Origin of the sequence: Sanguibacter massiliensis, from assembly GCF_900240335.1 — a bacterium.
Taxonomy (GTDB): domain Bacteria; phylum Actinomycetota; class Actinomycetes; order Actinomycetales; family Cellulomonadaceae; genus Flavimobilis; species Flavimobilis massiliensis.
On record NZ_LT964979.1, the window covers coordinates 371610 to 388463 of the forward strand.

The 16854-nt window shown below is 70.0% G+C and carries 18 protein-coding genes and 1 tRNA gene; 16 read left to right on the forward strand and 3 right to left on the reverse strand.

Features of this window, described 5'->3' with window-relative positions; genetic code table 11:
• The first annotated feature begins 41 nt into the window (after window positions 1-41).
• A tRNA-Asn gene (locus tag C1729_RS01810) sits at window positions 42-114 on the forward strand.
• Here C1729_RS01810 and C1729_RS15310 read toward each other — a convergent pair.
• Entirely contained in the window at window positions 76-399 is a 324-nt protein-coding gene (locus C1729_RS15310; RefSeq protein ID WP_129590772.1) for a helix-turn-helix domain-containing protein, read from the reverse strand. The genes C1729_RS01810 and C1729_RS15310 overlap by 39 nt on opposite strands.
• Before the next feature lie 800 nt (window positions 400-1199).
• Here C1729_RS15310 and C1729_RS01820 point away from each other — a divergent pair.
• The 4 genes from C1729_RS01820 to C1729_RS15150 all read left to right on the forward strand — a co-directional run bounded on the left by C1729_RS01820 (window position 1200) and on the right by C1729_RS15150 (window position 5133).
• On the forward strand, window positions 1200-1844 hold the full coding sequence (locus C1729_RS01820) for a helix-turn-helix domain-containing protein (protein WP_165375392.1): 645 nt from the start codon (window positions 1200-1202) through the stop codon (window positions 1842-1844).
• Between the two features lie 30 nt (window positions 1845-1874).
• Entirely contained in the window at window positions 1875-2867 is a 993-nt protein-coding gene (locus tag C1729_RS01825; RefSeq protein ID WP_102508200.1) for a DUF2637 domain-containing protein, read from the forward strand.
• Between the two features lie 2 nt (window positions 2868-2869).
• Window positions 2870-3454, forward strand: a complete 585-nt coding sequence (locus tag C1729_RS01830) for a hypothetical protein (RefSeq protein WP_102508202.1) — start codon at window positions 2870-2872, stop codon at window positions 3452-3454.
• Between the two features lie 455 nt (window positions 3455-3909).
• Window positions 3910-5133, forward strand: coding sequence for a helix-turn-helix domain-containing protein (locus tag C1729_RS15150; protein WP_102508204.1), 1224 nt, complete (start codon window positions 3910-3912; stop codon window positions 5131-5133).
• 333 nt (window positions 5134-5466) lie between these two features.
• Here the strand turns inward: C1729_RS15150 and C1729_RS01840 are convergent, their stop codons facing one another.
• Window positions 5467-6024 carry a hypothetical protein gene (locus tag C1729_RS01840; protein ID WP_102508205.1) on the reverse strand — a complete coding sequence of 186 codons (558 nt, stop codon included), beginning with the start codon at window positions 6022-6024 and terminating at the stop codon, window positions 5467-5469.
• A gap of 107 nt (window positions 6025-6131) precedes the next feature.
• Between C1729_RS01840 and C1729_RS01845 the strand changes: the two genes are divergently transcribed.
• From C1729_RS01845 to C1729_RS01865, 5 genes are all read left to right on the forward strand, one after another.
• Window positions 6132-6725, forward strand: a complete 594-nt coding sequence (locus C1729_RS01845) for a hypothetical protein (RefSeq protein ID WP_102508207.1) — start codon at window positions 6132-6134, stop codon at window positions 6723-6725.
• A 201-nt stretch (window positions 6726-6926) separates the two neighbouring features.
• Window positions 6927-7382 (forward strand): hypothetical protein, encoded by a 456-nt coding sequence (locus C1729_RS01850; RefSeq protein WP_102508209.1) that lies wholly within the window; start codon window positions 6927-6929, stop codon window positions 7380-7382.
• The gene (locus C1729_RS15155; RefSeq protein ID WP_277985799.1) at window positions 7382-8566 is read left to right on the forward strand and encodes a C40 family peptidase; all 1185 of its coding nucleotides are present in this window, start codon (window positions 7382-7384) and stop codon (window positions 8564-8566) included. The genes C1729_RS01850 and C1729_RS15155 overlap by 1 nt, the downstream gene beginning before the upstream one ends.
• Before the next feature lie 245 nt (window positions 8567-8811).
• Window positions 8812-9300: a hypothetical protein gene (locus tag C1729_RS01860; RefSeq protein ID WP_129590635.1), complete on the forward strand. Its 489-nt coding sequence runs from the start codon at window positions 8812-8814 to the stop codon at window positions 9298-9300.
• On the forward strand, window positions 9297-9686 hold the full coding sequence (locus C1729_RS01865) for a hypothetical protein (RefSeq protein ID WP_102508214.1): 390 nt from the start codon (window positions 9297-9299) through the stop codon (window positions 9684-9686). Before C1729_RS01860 ends, C1729_RS01865 begins: the two co-directional genes overlap by 4 nt.
• Here C1729_RS01865 and C1729_RS01870 read toward each other — a convergent pair.
• Window positions 9676-10260, reverse strand: a complete 585-nt coding sequence (locus tag C1729_RS01870) for a hypothetical protein (RefSeq protein WP_102508215.1) — start codon at window positions 10258-10260, stop codon at window positions 9676-9678. The genes C1729_RS01865 and C1729_RS01870 overlap by 11 nt on opposite strands.
• A gap of 82 nt (window positions 10261-10342) precedes the next feature.
• Here C1729_RS01870 and C1729_RS01875 point away from each other — a divergent pair, with 82 nt between their 5' ends.
• The 6 genes from C1729_RS01875 (at window position 10343) to C1729_RS01900 (ending at window position 16825) form a co-directional block, all read left to right on the forward strand.
• Window positions 10343-10657, forward strand: a complete 315-nt coding sequence (locus tag C1729_RS01875) for a hypothetical protein (RefSeq protein WP_102508217.1) — start codon at window positions 10343-10345, stop codon at window positions 10655-10657.
• A gap of 64 nt (window positions 10658-10721) precedes the next feature.
• Entirely contained in the window at window positions 10722-11600 is an 879-nt protein-coding gene (locus C1729_RS01880) for a hypothetical protein (RefSeq protein ID WP_129590636.1), read from the forward strand.
• A 5-nt stretch (window positions 11601-11605) separates the two neighbouring features.
• Window positions 11606-13087, forward strand: a complete 1482-nt coding sequence (locus C1729_RS14250) for an SCO6880 family protein (RefSeq protein ID WP_129590637.1) — start codon at window positions 11606-11608, stop codon at window positions 13085-13087.
• Complete coding sequence (locus C1729_RS01890; RefSeq protein WP_129590638.1) at window positions 13084-14547, forward strand: ATP-binding protein; 1464 nt, start codon at window positions 13084-13086, stop codon at window positions 14545-14547. Before C1729_RS14250 ends, C1729_RS01890 begins: the two co-directional genes overlap by 4 nt.
• The gene (locus tag C1729_RS01895) at window positions 14544-16355 is read left to right on the forward strand and encodes a type IV secretory system conjugative DNA transfer family protein (protein ID WP_102508222.1); all 1812 of its coding nucleotides are present in this window, start codon (window positions 14544-14546) and stop codon (window positions 16353-16355) included. Before C1729_RS01890 ends, C1729_RS01895 begins: the two co-directional genes overlap by 4 nt.
• Window positions 16352-16825 carry a hypothetical protein gene (locus C1729_RS01900; protein ID WP_102508224.1) on the forward strand — a complete coding sequence of 158 codons (474 nt, stop codon included), beginning with the start codon at window positions 16352-16354 and terminating at the stop codon, window positions 16823-16825. The genes C1729_RS01895 and C1729_RS01900 overlap by 4 nt, the downstream gene beginning before the upstream one ends.
• Window positions 16826-16854 lie beyond the last annotated feature (29 nt).

Sequence of the window (16854 nt, forward strand, 5' to 3'; positions counted from 1 at the left end):
CTGCTATAGTTCTTCTCGGCTTGCTACGGCAGGCCACGCGATCCCGCGTAGCTCAGTTGGCAGAGCATCCGACTGTTAATCGGACGGTCGCTGGTTCAAGTCCAGCCGCGGGAGCGTAACGGAGCCTCCGCCCTCACCACGAGGGCGGAGGCTCCTCTCGTTTGACGTGGCAAAGAAGTCCGACGGCTCGACGCCGATGAGGTCGGCGATCTGCGAGAGATCGTCTACGTCGAACGCCACCCTCCCCGTGAGGCGACGACTCCAGTAGGTCTGTGACTGCCCTAGGGCTGTCGCGAGTCGTGATCCATTGAGGCGAGCCCGTGCGAGATGCGCTCGCACCTCTGCCGCGACACGTTCGCGGGGGGACTCGTTGCTCGGCATCTGAAGAACTTCGCTCATGCATCAATGCTACCGCCTACGGGGCTAATCAAGGCGGTTCTCTCGCATTCCAGTCGCTCAGCGCCTAGTCGGTGCTTGCAACGCGAGGTTCACGCGTGTACAACTTGGCGCATGGAGATGAATCTAGGCGGTGAGCGCCTACTTCTAGCCGGCCGCGCGAGTGTCGCGGCGGAGGTTCGCGCTGAGCTCGCACGCAGCGGAAGATCCGCGGCCGACCTGACGCGTGCGACGAGTAGGTCCCAGGCCTACTGGAGTCGTCGCCTCACGGGGAAGGTCGCGATGGACACCGACGACCTCGACGAAGTCGCCAAGATCGTCGGCATCGGCGCCGATGAACTCCTGCGTAGAGCGAGAGACCACTCTGCTGCGCCGACTGCCGGGAGCCCGTCGTGACGGGGAGGGAGCCCATCGTCGTGGTGGGTGACGCCTGGCCAGCGACTAGCCGCGAAGGTGAGGGTCCGGGCGCGGTGACTGACCTATCGGGCGAGGCTGCGCGAGCCGTGACCGAAGAGGTACGCCAAGCGACCGTCCGGCTTCTCGATTCCCTCGCCGACGTAGACGAGGCCGTTGCCCGAGCCTATGACGGGCGCGCATGGCTTGCGCTGGGATATGCGAGCTGGGAGTCATACTGCGCAGCTGAGTTCTCGCAGGCGAGGCTCTGGGGAACCGTCGACGAGCGTCGAGAGCGCGTGAGCGCACTGCGGACGGCGGGTCTCTCAACTCGGGCAATCGCGGCGGTGCTCGGCGTGTCGAAGGCCACGCCGGGACGCGACATCGCAGTTCTATCAGGTGCCACATCTGTGGCACCTGATGCGCTCGGTGGTGGTGAAGCCACGCCTTCGACGCTGAGCCCTGCGACTCCGGGGGTTGCGGGGGTTGACGGGAAGCAGTACCGCCCGCTGCGCGCGATGCCGGAGCAGCTGCTCGAGCGCAAGCTCTCCGTCGCCGAGCTCCACTCCGACGGCTTGCGCCAGGAGGAGATCGCCGAACGCCTCGGTGTCTCCCAGGCGACGGTCTCCGCCGATCTCGCCGAGATGAGGCGCATGGCAGAGGCTGCACCCGAGCCGATCCGCGAAGCGCTGTCCAACCCGACGCTGACTCGTGCAGAGACGATGAGCCGCCTGCAGGACCTGGTCCTGCCACGTGTGAACCTTGGGCCGATCGCAACCAGGGTCATCGCCGACGTCGCAGCGTCAACCCGCACCCTGCACCGCGACATCTACATGGACGACGCGTGGCAGGACGAGACACAGCGCCGCGCGGCAGCGACGGCCATCATCGCTGGCGGCCTCGGCGAGGTGCTCCTCCTCGCCGCTGAGCTGGCTGAGCACATCACGCGCGACGACGTCGAGCTCGAGGAGGAGCGCTGGATGCGGTTCACGCAGGCCATCGGCGACACGTCCCGAAAGCTCGCACGCGCAGCACGGGACGCACACGACCGCTGACCTCGGCCCCACAGGGAAAGGGACCCCATCATGACCAGCACGACCCCGCTCCTCTCGCCTCGCGCGCACGCCCGGATCCGGGCAGTCTCCACGCTCACAACGATCCTCGTCGCGCTGGCCGCCGCGGTGCTCTCCTGGCACGGCCTGACGCTGCTTGGGCACCAGGCCGGCTTCGGGCAGCTCTCGGTGCTGCTGCCGATCGTCATCGACGGGGCGATGGTCGGCGGCGCGGTGCACGTCCTGCACGCCTCGCTCACGGGAGTCTCCACCCGCTGGGGCTGGGGCATGACGCTGGTCGGTGTGGCGATCTCCACCTGGGGCAACGTCGCGAGTGCACCTCAGTCGGGGATCTCCGCGGGCATCGTCCACGCGGTGCCGCCGCTCGCGCTGGCCGCGATGGTCGAGGCCACCATGCGCATCATCCGCCACGGGATCACCGTCGGCGCCGCAGCGCAGACGTCGACGTCGTCGAGCACCTCTACATCCGCAGCGACCGTCCCGACGGGCCAGCGCCCTGCACCGACGCCGGTGCCGCCGACTCCGCCCGCGCCCGCCTCCAGTCCGGCTCCCAGCAAACCGCGCGCCTCCGAGCTCGCAGCGACGGCGTCGAGCGCACGGGTGACGCCGGCGGCAGAGGGCGCTGGGGTGCGGCCGACGACGCCGACGCTGCCTACCGAGCCCGTCCCGGAGCCCGTGCGTCGCGAGGTCGCCCCTCCCCCCGCGCTCGCGCGGCGGGAGCCTTCGTCCATGCGCCCCGCGACTGCCGCGCCCCCGCCGGTCGGCCTGCGCGCCGTGCCGACCCCGACGCTGCCCGCCGAGCTCGAAGACCTGGCCGCATGGGTGCGTGCGGAGATCTCCGCCGGGCAGACCGCCTCGGCACAGCGCGCCGTCGACGCCGGCATCGCCGCCTCCCTGTCCACGGCCAAGCGTCGCCTGCGCGCTCTGCGCGACCTCGACGCTGCGGCCTTCGAGGCGGTGCCTGTCGCGCGGGACGAGCCGCAGGTCCGGGTGGCGGGGGCGTGACCATGACCCTGCCCGAGACGACACAGCCTCCGAGCGTCGACGAGCCCGAGCCGTTGTCGCTGGCCGACTACGGCATCGGCGAGGCAGAGTGGGCTGAGGCCGTCGCCCTGGCGCAGCGCGCTGTGCGTCGGAAGATGTTCTCGATGGGCCGCGGCTATCGCGCCGAGGACGCCGTGGCCCTGGTGCCCTCGGAACTGTGGTGGTCCCTGCCCCGCTGGGCCACTACATCCCCTCGCCCGGCGCTGGCCGCCTGGGCCCGCTCGCATGCCTCCTCCCGCAACACGATCTCTCGCTGGGAGCGCGAGGAGGATCCCCTGCGCGCCCCGGGTGACATGGCCATGGTCCTGCTCGACGCGCTGCCGGCCGACGGCCTCGTCATGGACGCTCACCCGGTCCGGCGCGGCTCGCAGGATGCGAGCGCGATCGTCCACGAGCTGCGCGAGCGTGTCCTGTCCCAGCCCGGCGGAGCCGCACGGTGGGACTGGATCGTCGCCAACGTCGAGCACGGGAGCCGCGGCAGACGTGCGCGCGCGGCCGCGCTCGCCGTCCTGCACGACATGGCCCGCGATCGCCAGGCTGATCGATGAGAGCCGCGTCTGACATGGACCGGCCCATGGCGGCGGTCCGGCTCACGGCCCACGTCGGCGGTCCGGCTCACGGCCCACGGCCCACGGCTCACGGTCCGGCTCACGGCTCACGGCGGTGGACCGGCTCACGACGTCGGCTCACGACGGTGGACCGGCCCACGGCCCACGTCGGCGGTCCGGCTCGCGAGGGCGGTCCAGCTCACGGTCCACGGCTCACGCGGTCCGGCTCTCCCCGCCCGAACTTCCTCCCCTCGACCAGACAGGACATCTGACATGAGCACCGACCCTGGCGCTGCTCGTGCGCGTCTGCGCCGGCACCGTCTGGGACCAGTCCCCGGCCGACCCCGCACACGTCCTGGACACGATCGCGCCGGCCTACCGGTGTTCCAGCGGCGGCACCCCAGTGGGGCCGGACCGCGGATGAGCCCTCACCCGCACACCAAGGAGCCCTCCTCGTGAGCATCGAAGCGATGAACTGGGTCTGGTCGAGCCTCAAGGCCCTCAACCCCTCCCAGACTCTCCTCATGCTGGCCCTAGCCGACCACGTCGACGAGGACGGCATCTGCTGGCCCTCCCAAGCGCTCCTCTCGGAGAAGAGCCGTATGGACGCCCGCTCCGTCCGACGTAACCTCACGACGTTGGCCGAACTCGGCCTCGTCACCGTAGAGCGCACCTCCCGCACCCGGGGGGAGAGCCTCAACCGCTACCGGCTCGACCTGAGCCTGGAGTACGTGCGCGACGAGGACGGGACCGCGCGCGTCACCCTTCGCGGCGCCGGCGCGCAGACGCCGAGCGCGCGTCCTGGCTGGTCGGGCCCGACCGGACAGAATGACCGGTTGGACAACTCGCCCGAATCTGACGCTGTGGCCCTGGAGCGTTCTCCCAGGTCAGTCCCGACCGGACAGATTGTCCGCTCGGACAACCCGGACGAGACGCTCTCTGTGGATAGCCCGCGTTTGCGCAGGTCAGAGCCGACCGGTCATTCTGTCCGGTCGGACAAGGCGAACAAGGCCTTCCCTGTGGATAACTCAGGTGAGGGGGCTTCCCAACCGGACGCTGGCGTCCGGTTCGAACCGGACGCCAGCGTCCGGTCCCTTCTTTGTGGGGTCTTTAACCATCAGGAAGAACCACCACCAGCAACGCCCGCGACGGTGACGGCACCGGTGCCAGCCGCTGACGCGACCGGTGCTGCTGGTGGAGGAGCCCACCCCACGACGGCCGACGTCGACGTCGAGCGCGCCGCGGTCCGCGAGGTCCGGGCCGCGTTGCCTGCGGCGCTCGGCACCCGGCTGAGCGTTGGCCCGCTCATCGTGGCGCTGCGCCCGCTGCTGGCGGCTGGCTGGAGCCGCGCGGACGTGGTGGCACGCCTCGAGGCCCGATCGTGGGCCGACGCCGGTCCGGGCCTGGTGATCTCCGTGCTGCGGGACCTGGCCGTCGAGGGACCGCCCCTCCCGGCACCGGCCCCGGTCCGGGTGCGGCGGTGCGAGGAGCACTCGACGTTCGATGCGTCCTCGTGCCCGCCGTGCCTGAGCGAGATCAAGCTCGGGGACCGGCGCAGGGAGGACCTCGGGCGCGCCCTTGCGCCGCTGGGCCGCTCGAGCTCTCCGACCACGCACGCCGAGGCTGCACGCGCCCACCTGCGCGACGCCGGCTTCGCCGGGAGCGCGGGACGCAGATGACCGCCGACCGCACACCCCGACCCGATCCCCGATCGCCCCTAGGAGTACCAATGAAGCGCATGCTCGCCCTTGCCACCGCGGCAGTCTTGACCCTGACCGGATGCGACCTCGGCCTGGCTGCCGAGCCCGTAGCGGACGATGGGCCTCCGGACGCCGTCGTTTGCGAAGTGTGGGCGGAACAGTCCCGTGACCGAGCGGCGTACGTGCACTCGCGCTCTGCACCGTCCGGTAGATGTCTCGCCCTCGCAGTACACCTCACCGCGCACGCCGCGGTCGTACCTCGCGGCGAGAACTGATGCGGCGACCCGCGTGCTCCAAGCGGTGTCCACGGGGCTACCCTCGCGGTTGCCGGCGCAGACGGAAGCCCCAGCGATGGTTGACGAGTGGGGAAGCGGGCTGCGGGGGCTGCGTCTGCGCGAGCAACTCGATGCGCTCGTCGTACCGCCGGAGACGCTCGGCCCAGACCTGATCGGCAACGACGTTCTCCCGGTGTTGGAGACCCGTGATGATCGCGATAGTGCCAGCGATGACAACCGCAGCGATGGGGCCGAACGGCGCCAGTGCCTCCCACCCGCCGAGCGATCCGGCGAGCAGTACCGCCGTGGTTGTCGCGAAGACGGTAGCCACCCATGTGAGGGCGCCCGACGTGCTTGCGTGGGCGGCGGCGCAGGCCGCCGCTCGAGAACGTTGTGCGCGCGCGACGTCCACGGATTGGAGGGCGCTGGGGACGATCAGGCTGCGCGAGTTGCTCGGGTCTTCGGCGCGCTCAGGGATTGTGCTTCTATCGCGGCTCTTTGCGAATGAGACGAGCGGGTACTCCCACTGACCTCGCGCTTCGTCGAGGTGGTATTCGATCTCGTCGATCAACCGGGGCATCTTCTTTTTGGCCATGGACGAAGTGTGCCCGACATGGCTGATCGGTGGGCACGGGTCGGTTCGCGAGGCAGCTCCTCGGGGCGTGAAGAGGTGACCCCCTCGCCACGCCACCGGGAGCGCCCATGGACTTCGCCGACCTCGCCGACCTCACCCAGCGTCGCGTGCTCTACGAGATGGTCTGGGACGCGGGCTTCGCGCGCGAGGTCTACCCGCGCACGAGCCCGGCCGACTTCGGGATGCGCGCGGGCCTAGCCGCGCTGCTGGCCACCCACGACCGCACCCATCCAGCCCCGGCACGAGCGGCCGAGCGCGTCGAGGCAGTCCTTGGCCGCCTCCAGCGCGCCGCGGTCGCCGCGGAGGACTACCGCCGACAGGTTGCCGCCTGGCGCGCCGAGGGCATGCCGGGCGGAATGGCTCCGCCCACACCGATGAGGGACGAGCCGCGGTGGTTCATGGTGACTGCCGCAGCTCGCGGGTTGGCTGAGGGCTGGATCTGGGACGTCGTGGCTCCATTGGACGCGCTGGCGGATATCGACGTCCGTGACGCGCTCGCGCACGTGCAGGCGAACGCCCCGCTGCGCGCGGCCCCGACCCTCTGGCGTGAGGGGCACTCGCTCATCACCCACGGCGGCAGCGGGCCGGCGCCCCTCGAGCCCGCGTTCAGCTACGAGCGGCCCGACCCGGGCGACCCCTACCTCGACGAGCCCGGGCTCTAAGACAGGTCCGGCCCCGGAGGTGTCAGGGAACACCGTCCGGGGCCGGGGACCGCGCGGGGGAGCGGCCCGGTCGCCCACAGGGAAGAGCGACACCTCCCTACGCGCCCGACCGACGCCTCGGGGGTGCGTCGATCAAGCCCGCTGCGACCGGGGTCGCGTGCGCGTAGGGGAGCACCAGCCTACGACCGACAGGGGAGATTCATGACCATAGTGGAGCGCTCGTGCGGACACGAGACCAATATCAGCCTCGAGGGGCTCAAGCCCTTCGAGCGCGAGGGGAAGCTGGAGTGGGCGGCGCGCTCGAAGTGCCCGGCGTGCGACCCGAAGATGCGCAAGCGGGACGCCGAGCGCCGGCAGAACGAGCTCGCCGACGCGCGTGAACGTGAGAGCCGGATGGGCCTGGACCCGCTGCGGGGCTCGGCCAAGCAGGTGGACTGGGCAACCCGGGTGCGCGTGGAGCTGCTCGAGGCGGCCTTCGAAGAACTCGACCTCGAGGAGGCCGAGTTCAACTCCCAGGTCGCGGGCCCCGCCTCTCAGGTCGACGCCGCCAGATGGTGGATCGACAACCGCGAGCTGGCTCCTGCGGAGCTGCCCTCTGCGCTGGCCGGGGCGTTGGGAGAAGACGCCTCCGCGGGCACCGAGAATCCGTTCGCCTGATGGCTATCGGTGGGGCGACTGCGGCGCGAGTCGGCATTGCAGTCGCCCAGTCCAAGACGGGCCGGCGCTTGCTGGCCGGGGCGCTCGCCGCTCTGGTGGCGCTGGTACTGACGCCGGTGATCCTCCTGGTCCTGCTCGTCTCGATCCTGGCCTCGGCGGACACCGCCGAGGCCGAGACGCGCACCGGGTTCATCGCTCCCACCGATAGCGAGGTGGTGGCCGCGACGAGCGCCTGGTCCAAGCTGTGCCCCGAGAAGCTGGGAGCGAACCTCGACTACCTGCTGGCGACGATCTACGTCGAGACCAACTGGGACGCAAACTCCGAGCGTGATGGTCGTTTCGGCCTCTCCAACACCACCGAGGAGGAGTGGGCGGGCGCCATGGTGGGACTGGCGGACTCCGATCTTCGTCGGACGGTGACGAACGAGGCGCCGACCGCATATGTGTGGGGTAAGGCGCAGGACCGTCGCGCCGCCACTCCCGCGATGCACGTTGCGGCGATGATGGAGATCATCTGCGCTCATGCTCCGGCGAAGGCTGTCACGACGCGGTCAGCTCAGGCGCAGACAGCCGCGGCGATGGCCGAGCGCGGGATGTCGCCGACGCTCGTGGACGTCGAACGGACCGCCGACGCCCGGGCGGACTACATCAAGGCAATCGCCGACGCTCTCGACGCCCAGACGGAGTCAACGGGGTCAGGTGACCTGCCTGACCAGGCCACCTATGCCGAAGGTCTCGGCGCCGACATCGTCGCGGCCGCGCGCAAGTACCTCGGGTTGCCCTACGTGTGGGGCGGAGGCAACATCCACGGGCCGACACAGGGAGGGTTCGACTGCTCGGGCCTGACCAGCTACGCCGTCTACGAAGCCTCGGGCGGCAAGGTCGCCCTCGCGCGGACTGCGATCGCCCAGGGAGGGCAGCATGCCGACGTCTACACCGGTCCCGCCGAGGGACTCGACCTGGACCTCGCCGCACCAGGGGATCTCATCGCCTTCAAGATGAAGGGCAACGACCGGCGCGGATCGGGTGACACCGCCTACACCCACATCGGGATCTACGCCGGTGGGGGCCTGATGATCCACGCACCTCGACCCGGCAAGACCGTCGAGGTCGTCAAGGTCACCGAGTACTGGCTCAACCCGAGCTACGCGCAGAACATCTCCGTGAGAAGGATCGTGCTATGACACTTCGCCGCTTCGTGCCAGTTGCACTCGCCACCGCACTGCTGGTCTCGGCATGCGCGCCGTCGAGTCCTGACCCCGGTGGGGCGGGCGCCCCCGCGCCACGTCCCACGGCCTCGGCATCGGGAGCCTTCCAGCCTCACGGCACCGGCCAGCATGCTCCGTCGGAGGCGCCGAGCGCTGACCCCTCCAGGATCTTCGGCGCTCTGCCGCCGGAGGGGACCTTTCCCCTGCACCTGCCTGCGCCGGTGACATGGCCCCTGCCCGACCGCTCCCAGCGCTGTGCCGGTGTGGAGTACCCGCGGGACCGTGAGGCCGGATACCGCCAGCTGGTGAAGTACGACCACCTCGTCGAGGCGATTGTGTGCGACCTGTTCCAGTGGGACACGCGGACCGAGCCTCTGGCAGACCTCGAGGCGCGGGGGCGGGAGTGGTTCGTTGCCGAGGCCTCCCAGGTGATGCCGCACGAGTACACCTCGCGGTGGGAGGAGCTGGCCGAGGCTGGCACTGTGGCCTACGTCCAGGACTTCGTCGACTCCACCGAGTGGGGGGCGCCGTCGGACACCGAGTCCAACGGCTACCGCTCGGTCGTCGTGACGGTCCGGCTGCGGGATGCTTCCGGCGCCGAGCGCGTTGAGCAGTGGGTGGCGTTCCTCACGATGACGACCGTGCGGGCCGAGCGCACCACGAAGTACGCCTACACCGTGGCCACCACGATGAGGCTGGTGCTCGCGTGATCACCCTGGCCGCATCGTTGCCCGCCATCAGCCTCACCCCCGACAGCGCCTGGGTCAGCGAGATTCCCTTCCTGCGTAACCTCGCCGGCGGCGTCTACGCCGCGGGCCTGGTCATCGCGGTGATCGCCCTCGTGATCACCGTGGTCGTCGTGGGCCTGGTCAAGAGCGGCTTGGTCCGCGCCGATCTCGATCCGCGGCACGTCGCAGGAGTCGTCATCTCCGCGATCGCACTCGGAGCGGTGTCGGGCCTGGTGGGGCTGAGCCTGGGAAAGTTCTCGATCCCCGAGTTCGGCTCAGGACTCAAAGCGCCCAGGCCGCCGCTCATCGAGGTCGAGGAACCCAACCGTGACTGCCCACCGTTCGCGTTCCCTGGGCTCATCTGCTGACGTCGTGGGCCTCATGGGCTCTGGCCCAGTCCGGCGCCTGGGGGAGCCATAGCCGGTTGATGTCGTCCAAGATCCTCGCGAGGTCGACGACGGCCTGACGAAGCTCGGCGACGGCGACCACACGGCCGAGGTGAGGGTTCCCGTCCGTCGACTTCCTCCTGCGGTACGCCGGGAGCTCGCGGTGCATGAAGATCTCCCGGTCGGCGCGCACCGTCCAGATCGAATGGGCGATTTCGTCGCGCAGGTTGACGAGCCCGTGGAGCCGCTCGAGAACCGCAGCGACCTCCACTGCAGCGCCAGCAGATGAGGAAGGAAATCCTGAGCTGCGTACGGCCCTGATGAGCGTGTACAAGGACTCGCCACGCAGGGAGCGGGGAGTGGCGCCGTCGGGGCCCGTCGCGGGAACGTGCTTGGGTCCCAGCGCGTCGACGAGGAAGCCGAGCCGGTCCTCCACATGTGCGAACAGGGCACTGAGGCGCCCGCGGAGCGCCCAGGCGTCTTCGGGAATCGGCCCGAAGATGCCCAGGGGCAGGCCAAAGGCATCGGTGGGCGGGGCCGTGGGGAGCTCGGTCATGCGCCGAGAGTATCGACCTCGGCGCGAGGTCGATATGGCGCGCGCAAGAAGGTGTTCATTCACCTCACACAGGGAGCCCTTCATGCTCACTCGTCTCTCGGACCTCACGGTCCTCGCCGACAAGCTCGACCCGGGCGTCAAGCCCAACTGGACGTTCTTCCCGTTCATGGGGTTCCTGCGCAACGTGGGCGGTGGCACGATCACGGCGACTCTGGTGGTGTCCGTGATCGTGCTCGTCATCGCTATCGGGCTGCTCGTCATCGGGAAGTCGTCGGGCTCGAACAAGCTCTCGGACAAGAGCGCATCGGTCCTGCTGTGGGTGATCGGCGGTGCGGCGCTGATCGGCTCGGCGTCTGGCCTCATCGCGTGGGGCGCAAACCTCGACCTGGGCTTCTGACATGTGCTCGCCTCTGGACACGTTCTGCAAGGCCGACGAGTGGCTGACCTCCAAGCTCACCGGGATGATCGAGTCGGCGTGGGGCATGGTGCACGCCGCGTTCGTGTCCACGGGGCTCTCTGACAGCGCGTGGAGCGCCGCGACGTTCTTCACCAACCGGTTCGTTGCGATCCTCATGTTCGCGACGGTCGCGGCGGCCATGGTGAAGATCATCATGGCGATGGTCCGGGGCAGGCCCAAGGAGGTGTGGCCGGCGCTGCTGGCCGCCTTCCTAGCGTGGCCTGTGACGGCCACTGCCGTCTGGCTGGCGATCCGCTTCTCGGCCGCGATCGACAAGCTCACCGCCGCGATGCTCGTCGATGACAAGGGCAGCGATGCGCTCTCGCGCGTCTTCCTGGCGATGACGCTCCTCGACAAGTCGGTCCCGTTCATGGACCCGACGTCGATCTCGATGAAGTACTCCTCTTCGACCTTCGTCTTCGCGCTGCTGGCGATGGTGATCTGGGTGGTCTCGTTGGTGCTCACCCTGGTGCTCCAGTTCCGCAACTTCGCGCTTCTCGTCCTCATCGCGTTTGCGCCTGTGGCTTGGATGCTCCTCCCGGCGGAGACGACTCGGGCGTGGATCAAGGCGTGGACGCAGATGACGCTCGCGCTCATCCTGGCCAAGCCGGTGGCCGCCGTGGTGCTCATGCTCGCCAGCGAGATCATGGACCGCACCTCGACGGAGGGCTGGTCGGCGGTGCTGACCGGGCTGGTCGGGCTCGTCGTGGCGTGCGCGAGTCCGGCAGGGACCCTGGCCCTGGTGCGGTTCGCGGGCGTGCACACGGCCTCGGAGGCCGACGGGGCCGCGACGGCCGGCATGCGCAACACCAACCGCAGCGCGATGAAGACCTATCAGGGCGGTCGGGCCGCCGTGCGCAACGTCAAGACGCTGGCGCGGTGAGGTAGATGGGCATCTACCTCGAGCGGGCGAGCTTTCCGCGCTTGGAGCGGTCTGGGTACCTGTTCGGCCTCAGCGTCGGGCAGCTGGCCTGGATCGGTTCGGGGATCGGCGTGCTCATGAGCTCGTTCATGACCCAGAACGGTGGCGCGATCGCGCGCGGACTGCTCCTGAGCATGCCGATGGTCCTCTTCGGTGTGCTCTCTATTCGTCGCCGCCCGTTGGTGCGGCTTGCAGCAGATCAAGGGGTGTGGCAGATGAGACGACTTCTGGGTCAGACGCGATGGAGGGTCTCCCCGGAGAAGCCCAGGGACGCCTACGACATGCCGGTGCCCGGCGCGGCTGGGGCCCGCATGAAGGTCCTGGAATCAGCGTTCGGCGCCGGCGCTATCTTGTGGGACGCCCGTACTCGTTGGGCTACGGCCGTGGTGCGGTGCACGACGACGAGCTTCACGCTGGCCTCGGACGACGAGTGGGCCAGGCGCGCTGCGGGATACTCCGACGTGCTCGCCCAGCTGGTCACCCACGACGGCGTCGTGCGCGTGGCCACGCACGCTCGGACCATCCCGGCAGCGGCTGCTGCGGCAGCGAACTACTACGCGACGACGAGCGCGGCGCGCGGCGCAGGCGCGGACGCCTCGCCGTGGGCCCACGAGGCGTATCGGGCGGTGCTCGAGCACGTTTCCGCCTCTGGGGAGGCCCAGATGGTCTCCCGCGACGTCCTGGTGACGTTGACGATCGACACCACCGCCGTGCGGGACAGGATCAAGGACGGCGGCGGTGGATCTCGCGGCATTTCGTTCGTTCTGGCCCAGGAGGTTGCCGCGCTCGGCGCGCTCCTGGAAGCGGCCGGTGCCGAGACGGCTGAGTGGCTGGACGCAGCCGAGGTCGACGAAGCGGTTCGGCTGGCCTACGACCCGTCCTCGATCGACGTGCTCGCCCAGCGGCGCGCCGCTGGGATGCGACCTGTTCCCGCAGGCTCGGCCGGCCCCGTGCGCCTCATCGAGCACGCCGACCACCTGGTGACCGACGACGCGTGGCACAAGGTGTTCTGGATCGCCGAGTGGCCTCGCGCCGACGTCGAGGTCGGGTTCCTCAAGAACCTCATCTGCCAGGGCTCCTACGCCCACACGTTGACCTGCGTCATGACGCCCGTGCCGATCGACAAGGCCCTGCGCGGCATGGGTTCGGCCCGCGTGGGTCTCAACTCGCGCCTGACGATGAACGTCAAGCTCGACCGGCACATCTCCGCCGAGCTGCGTGCCGAGGAGCGCGACCTGGAAGAGCGCGAGGAGGAACTCACCTCCGGCGGGGTGGAGGTCGCCTTCACCGGGTACATCACCGTGACCGCTCCCGACGAGGCCGCCCTGGGCGCGGCTCAGGGGACCGCGCGGATCGCCGCGTCTCTCCTCGACTTGCGTGTCCTGCGGGGCCAACAGGCGGCCGCCTTCGCTGCGGCGTCCCTGCCGCTGGGTTGGGGGCTGCGATGAAGGAGGCGCCCGTCGGACAGGTCCTGGGGACCCGCCCCGCTATGGAGAGTCGCGCGCAGCGCAAGGCGCGTCGTGCGCTCGAGCGCGAGGTGACCCGGGCCGCGCGCGCCGCGATGCCGGCACCTGAGGTCGAGGTCGACGACATGCCACGCTCGACGACGGGCGCGTGGGGATCGAGGACGGCTGGCATGTGGGGGCCCGCGGCACCGGCCCTTCCCTCGCACCGGACCACGTCCCCGCGGCTCGGACTGGCCACGCCGATGCTTGCCGAGTCAGGTCTGGGCCACCGCGGGGCGATCATCGGGATCGACGTGGAGTCCGGGTCGCTGTTCGCCCTGGACCCCTGGGAGCTCTACCGGGCCGGTCTCATCACGGGCACCTCGCTGCTGTGCATCGGCAACGTGGGCACCGGAAAGTCCACGACCAACAAGGCGCTCGCCTCACGGCTGATCGCTCTGGGCCGCAAGGTCGCCGTGGCCTCCGACCCCAAGGCCGAGTGGGTGCCGGTGGCGCGCGCCGTCGGCAACGCCGGCGTCGTCGAGATCGGGCCAGGGCGCCCAGGACGCGTCAACATCCTCGACGCCGGCCCCCGTGCGCTCGACGTCGACGATGCCGCGTGGGCGCAGATCGCCTTCCAGCGCAGGCGCACCACGGTCGCAGCAGTTCTGTCCCAGCTGCGGGGCGGGGAGCGCATGAACCCCTTCGAGAACACCGCTCTCGACCTGGCCCTCGACGACGTCGGACGGCGCATCACGAGCCCCGTTGTCGCCGACCTGTCCGCGGCGCTGCTCAACCCCGACCAGGAGGCTCGCGCGATCGTGGGCGACTCCGGTGCAGCCCTGGCCCTCACTCTGCGTCGGCTGGTCTCCGGAGATCTCGCCGGGATGTTCGACGCGCCCTCGACCGCCGTCTTGGACCCGGCGATGCGGATGTTCGTCTTCGACACCTCGGCGCTGCTGAGCTCGTCGGCAGATGCTCTCGCGATCGCCTCGACGATCACCTCCGCGTGGCTTAACTACGTCATCCACGACAAGACCTCGAAGGACTTCTGGATGATCGTGCAGGAGGAGGGGTGGAGCGCGATGCGCGACCCCAAGACCGTCGAGCAGATGGATGAGCGCGTTCGGATGGCCGGGGAGTGGGGCATCGCGAACATGCTCATCATGCACGAGCTCAAGGACCTCGACATGATCGGCCCGCCCGACTCCCCGCAGCGCAACCAGGCGCTCGGCCTCATGAGCAAGGCGCAGGTCAAGATCATCCACCGCCAGGCCGCCGAGACGCTGCCCGCGCTGGCGGCGACCCTCGGGCTCACCGAGCGTGAGCGTGACGTCGTCGCCCACCTTCCCCAGGGGCATGCGCTGTGGAAGATCGGCTCGGGCCGCAGCTACCGCGTCCGCACCCTCATCACCGCCGTCGACGCCAGCGTCTTCGACACCAGCGCAAGGAGAGCCGGATGACTTCCCCGACCACCACCAACGAGAAGCTCGTGGGCGTCGCCGCCAGCGCGCTTGGCGCCGGCATGGCGATCACCGGCATCGGCGCGCTCGGCGTGCGTGCAGCGTGCGGGGAGCTGCCGACCGAGGTCAACGCGATCGCGGGCCTGGGGTACCTGGCGACGTGGAACGCCGAGCTGTTTGGCGCGACGTCCGCGGGGTGCACCGCGCCTCAGGTGCCCATGCGCATCGTGGTCGCCGCCGTCCTGCTCGGACTGGGAGCCCTGGCCGCCTGGGCGCTGGTGCGACGGCGCGACCACAAGCTCTCCGACGCCTACCTGCGCTCACAGATCCTCGCGCGCCGCGAGGTGGCCGCGCGCCGGGAGGTCAACCGCATCCAGGGTCCGAAGGTCACGTGCGAGCGCGGGGCGCAGGTGCGCCCGACGCTCGTGCTCACCCGCAAGATCGAGGCGGGCGACGTCGCCTGGTACCTCGGCACGAGTCAGGGTGCGGAGGTGTGGATCTGCATGGAGGACGCCGTCCTCATCATCGGTCCGCCCCGCTCGGGCAAGGGCTTTCGCATCCTGACCTCAGCGATCGTCGAGGCGCCCGGGGCCGTGGTAACGACGAGCTCGCGCGGGGACAACATGGAGGCAACGATCATGGCCCGCGCGGCCAAGGGGCCCGTGTACCTCTTCGACCCGGAGAAGGTCACCAGCCGCACCACCACGATCCGGTGGTCGCCGATCCGGGGGTGTGAGGACGCGACCGTGGCCAAGCGTCGTGCCGGGGTGCTCGTGGCCGGCACCGGCCTGGGAGACGGGCAGAACAAGGAGTGGGCGGGCAAGGCCGCCGACATCATGCAGTGCCTCCTGCACGCTGCCGCCGTCGCAGGCGTGTCGATCTCCGAGCTGCACACCTGGACGAAGTCGCCCGTGCGAGCCAGGGCGGCTGTGGCGATCTTGGAGACCCAGTCCGCGCTCGGCTGGGCGCCGATGCTCCAGTCGGTGCTAGACGAGGAGCCCAAGAGCCGGGACTCGAAGTGGTTCGGCGTCTCTTCGGCGCTGTCCGCACTCGATGACCCCGAGGTGCGCGCGCTGTTCGACGTCGCCCCAGGGGAGGGGCAGTTCGACCCGGAGGACTTCCTGCGCCGTTCGGGGACGCTCTACCTGTGCGCGCCGCTCAAGCAGTCGGTCAGCGCCCCGGGCGGGGTCGGGATCTTCTTCTCCCTGCTGCTCGACGACATCGCCGCGGCCGCGCACGTCCTCGCGCTGCGCTCGCCGGGCGGACGGCTCGACCCGCCGTGCGCATTCATCTTGGACGAGATCGCCAACATCCATCCCTGGGGCGGTCTGCCCGGGGCGATGGCCGCCGGCTCGGGTGAGGGCTTGCAGGTCGTGGCCGTCTTCCAGTCCCGCAACCAGGCCCGGGAGGGCTGGGGTCAGAACGGTGAGGGAACCATCTGGGAATCGGCCACGCGCAAGGTCCTTCTGGGCGGGGCCGCCGACGCCTCCGACCTGCGGGGTCTGGCTCACCTGCTCGGCGTTCGCCAGGAGACCGAGCTGTCCCGCTCGTGGGCGGCAGGTCAGGACGCCTCTCACTCCGAGCAGCTGCGCGAACGCCCGGTGCTCTCCCTGGACGAGCTGCGCCGTCTTCCCGAAGGCAACGCCCTACTGGTCGCAGGCCGCGCACGGCCCATGCTCGTCGACCTCGTCCCGTGGACCGAGCGGTCCTACGCCGCGGCGATCCACGCGTCCAAGAAGTGGCACAAGGACCGTCCCGGAGATCCGGTGCGGCTCGGTCCCACCTACACCGGCAAGGAGGCAGCGTGAGCTCGCTCAACCCGTCTCTGCGCCGCGCAGGACCCTCCCGACCAAGCTACGGCGCCTACCTCGCCAACAGGTCCTGGTGGGGCCGGCGCCGGCGCTGGTTCGCCGCCCACGCGAGTGCCGAGGGGACCGTGGAATGCGCGGTGTGCTTGCGGGCGATGCCCGAGCGCGCGTTCGACCTGCACCACCTGGACTACTCCGGGGTCGTCGACCTCGGCATGGGCAAGTGGCAGTCCAGGGAGCGTGACGAGGACCTCATGGCGCTGTGCCGGCGGCATCACGACGACCTGCACGCCCTGCTCGACTCCGACCGTGGCTGGGCGTCGATGGGACGGCGCCAGGCCTCCCTCGAGGTCGCCGCCGTCCTGAGAGCGGAGTTCGCCGAACGCGTCCAGGCCTACCTGGACGCCACCGACACCCTTGCGGCCCCCGCAGATGGCCACCGCGCAACAGCCGAGGAGCGTGACGTATGACCACCCAAGCCACCCCTGTGCCACCGCCG

What these genes read in the sequence shown, in the direction of transcription:
- C1729_RS15310 (WP_129590772.1), bottom strand. Translation starts at nt 399, where the DNA reads ATGAGCGAAGTTCTTCAGATGCCGAGCAACGAGTCCCCCCGCGAACGT.
- C1729_RS01825 (WP_102508200.1), top strand. Translation starts at nt 1,875, where the DNA reads ATGACCAGCACGACCCCGCTCCTCTCGCCTCGCGCGCACGCCCGGATC.
- C1729_RS01830 (WP_102508202.1), top strand. Translation starts at nt 2,870, where the DNA reads ATGACCCTGCCCGAGACGACACAGCCTCCGAGCGTCGACGAGCCCGAG.
- C1729_RS01840 (WP_102508205.1), bottom strand. Translation starts at nt 6,024, where the DNA reads ATGGCCAAAAAGAAGATGCCCCGGTTGATCGACGAGATCGAATACCAC.
- C1729_RS01845 (WP_102508207.1), top strand. Translation starts at nt 6,132, where the DNA reads ATGGACTTCGCCGACCTCGCCGACCTCACCCAGCGTCGCGTGCTCTAC.
- C1729_RS01850 (WP_102508209.1), top strand. Translation starts at nt 6,927, where the DNA reads ATGACCATAGTGGAGCGCTCGTGCGGACACGAGACCAATATCAGCCTC.
- C1729_RS15155 (WP_277985799.1), top strand. Translation starts at nt 7,382, where the DNA reads ATGGCTATCGGTGGGGCGACTGCGGCGCGAGTCGGCATTGCAGTCGCC.
- C1729_RS01870 (WP_102508215.1), bottom strand. Translation starts at nt 10,260, where the DNA reads ATGACCGAGCTCCCCACGGCCCCGCCCACCGATGCCTTTGGCCTGCCC.
- C1729_RS01875 (WP_102508217.1), top strand. Translation starts at nt 10,343, where the DNA reads ATGCTCACTCGTCTCTCGGACCTCACGGTCCTCGCCGACAAGCTCGAC.
- C1729_RS01880 (WP_129590636.1), top strand. Translation starts at nt 10,722, where the DNA reads ATGATCGAGTCGGCGTGGGGCATGGTGCACGCCGCGTTCGTGTCCACG.
- C1729_RS14250 (WP_129590637.1), top strand. Translation starts at nt 11,606, where the DNA reads ATGGGCATCTACCTCGAGCGGGCGAGCTTTCCGCGCTTGGAGCGGTCT.
- C1729_RS01890 (WP_129590638.1), top strand. Translation starts at nt 13,084, where the DNA reads ATGAAGGAGGCGCCCGTCGGACAGGTCCTGGGGACCCGCCCCGCTATG.
- C1729_RS01895 (WP_102508222.1), top strand. Translation starts at nt 14,544, where the DNA reads ATGACTTCCCCGACCACCACCAACGAGAAGCTCGTGGGCGTCGCCGCC.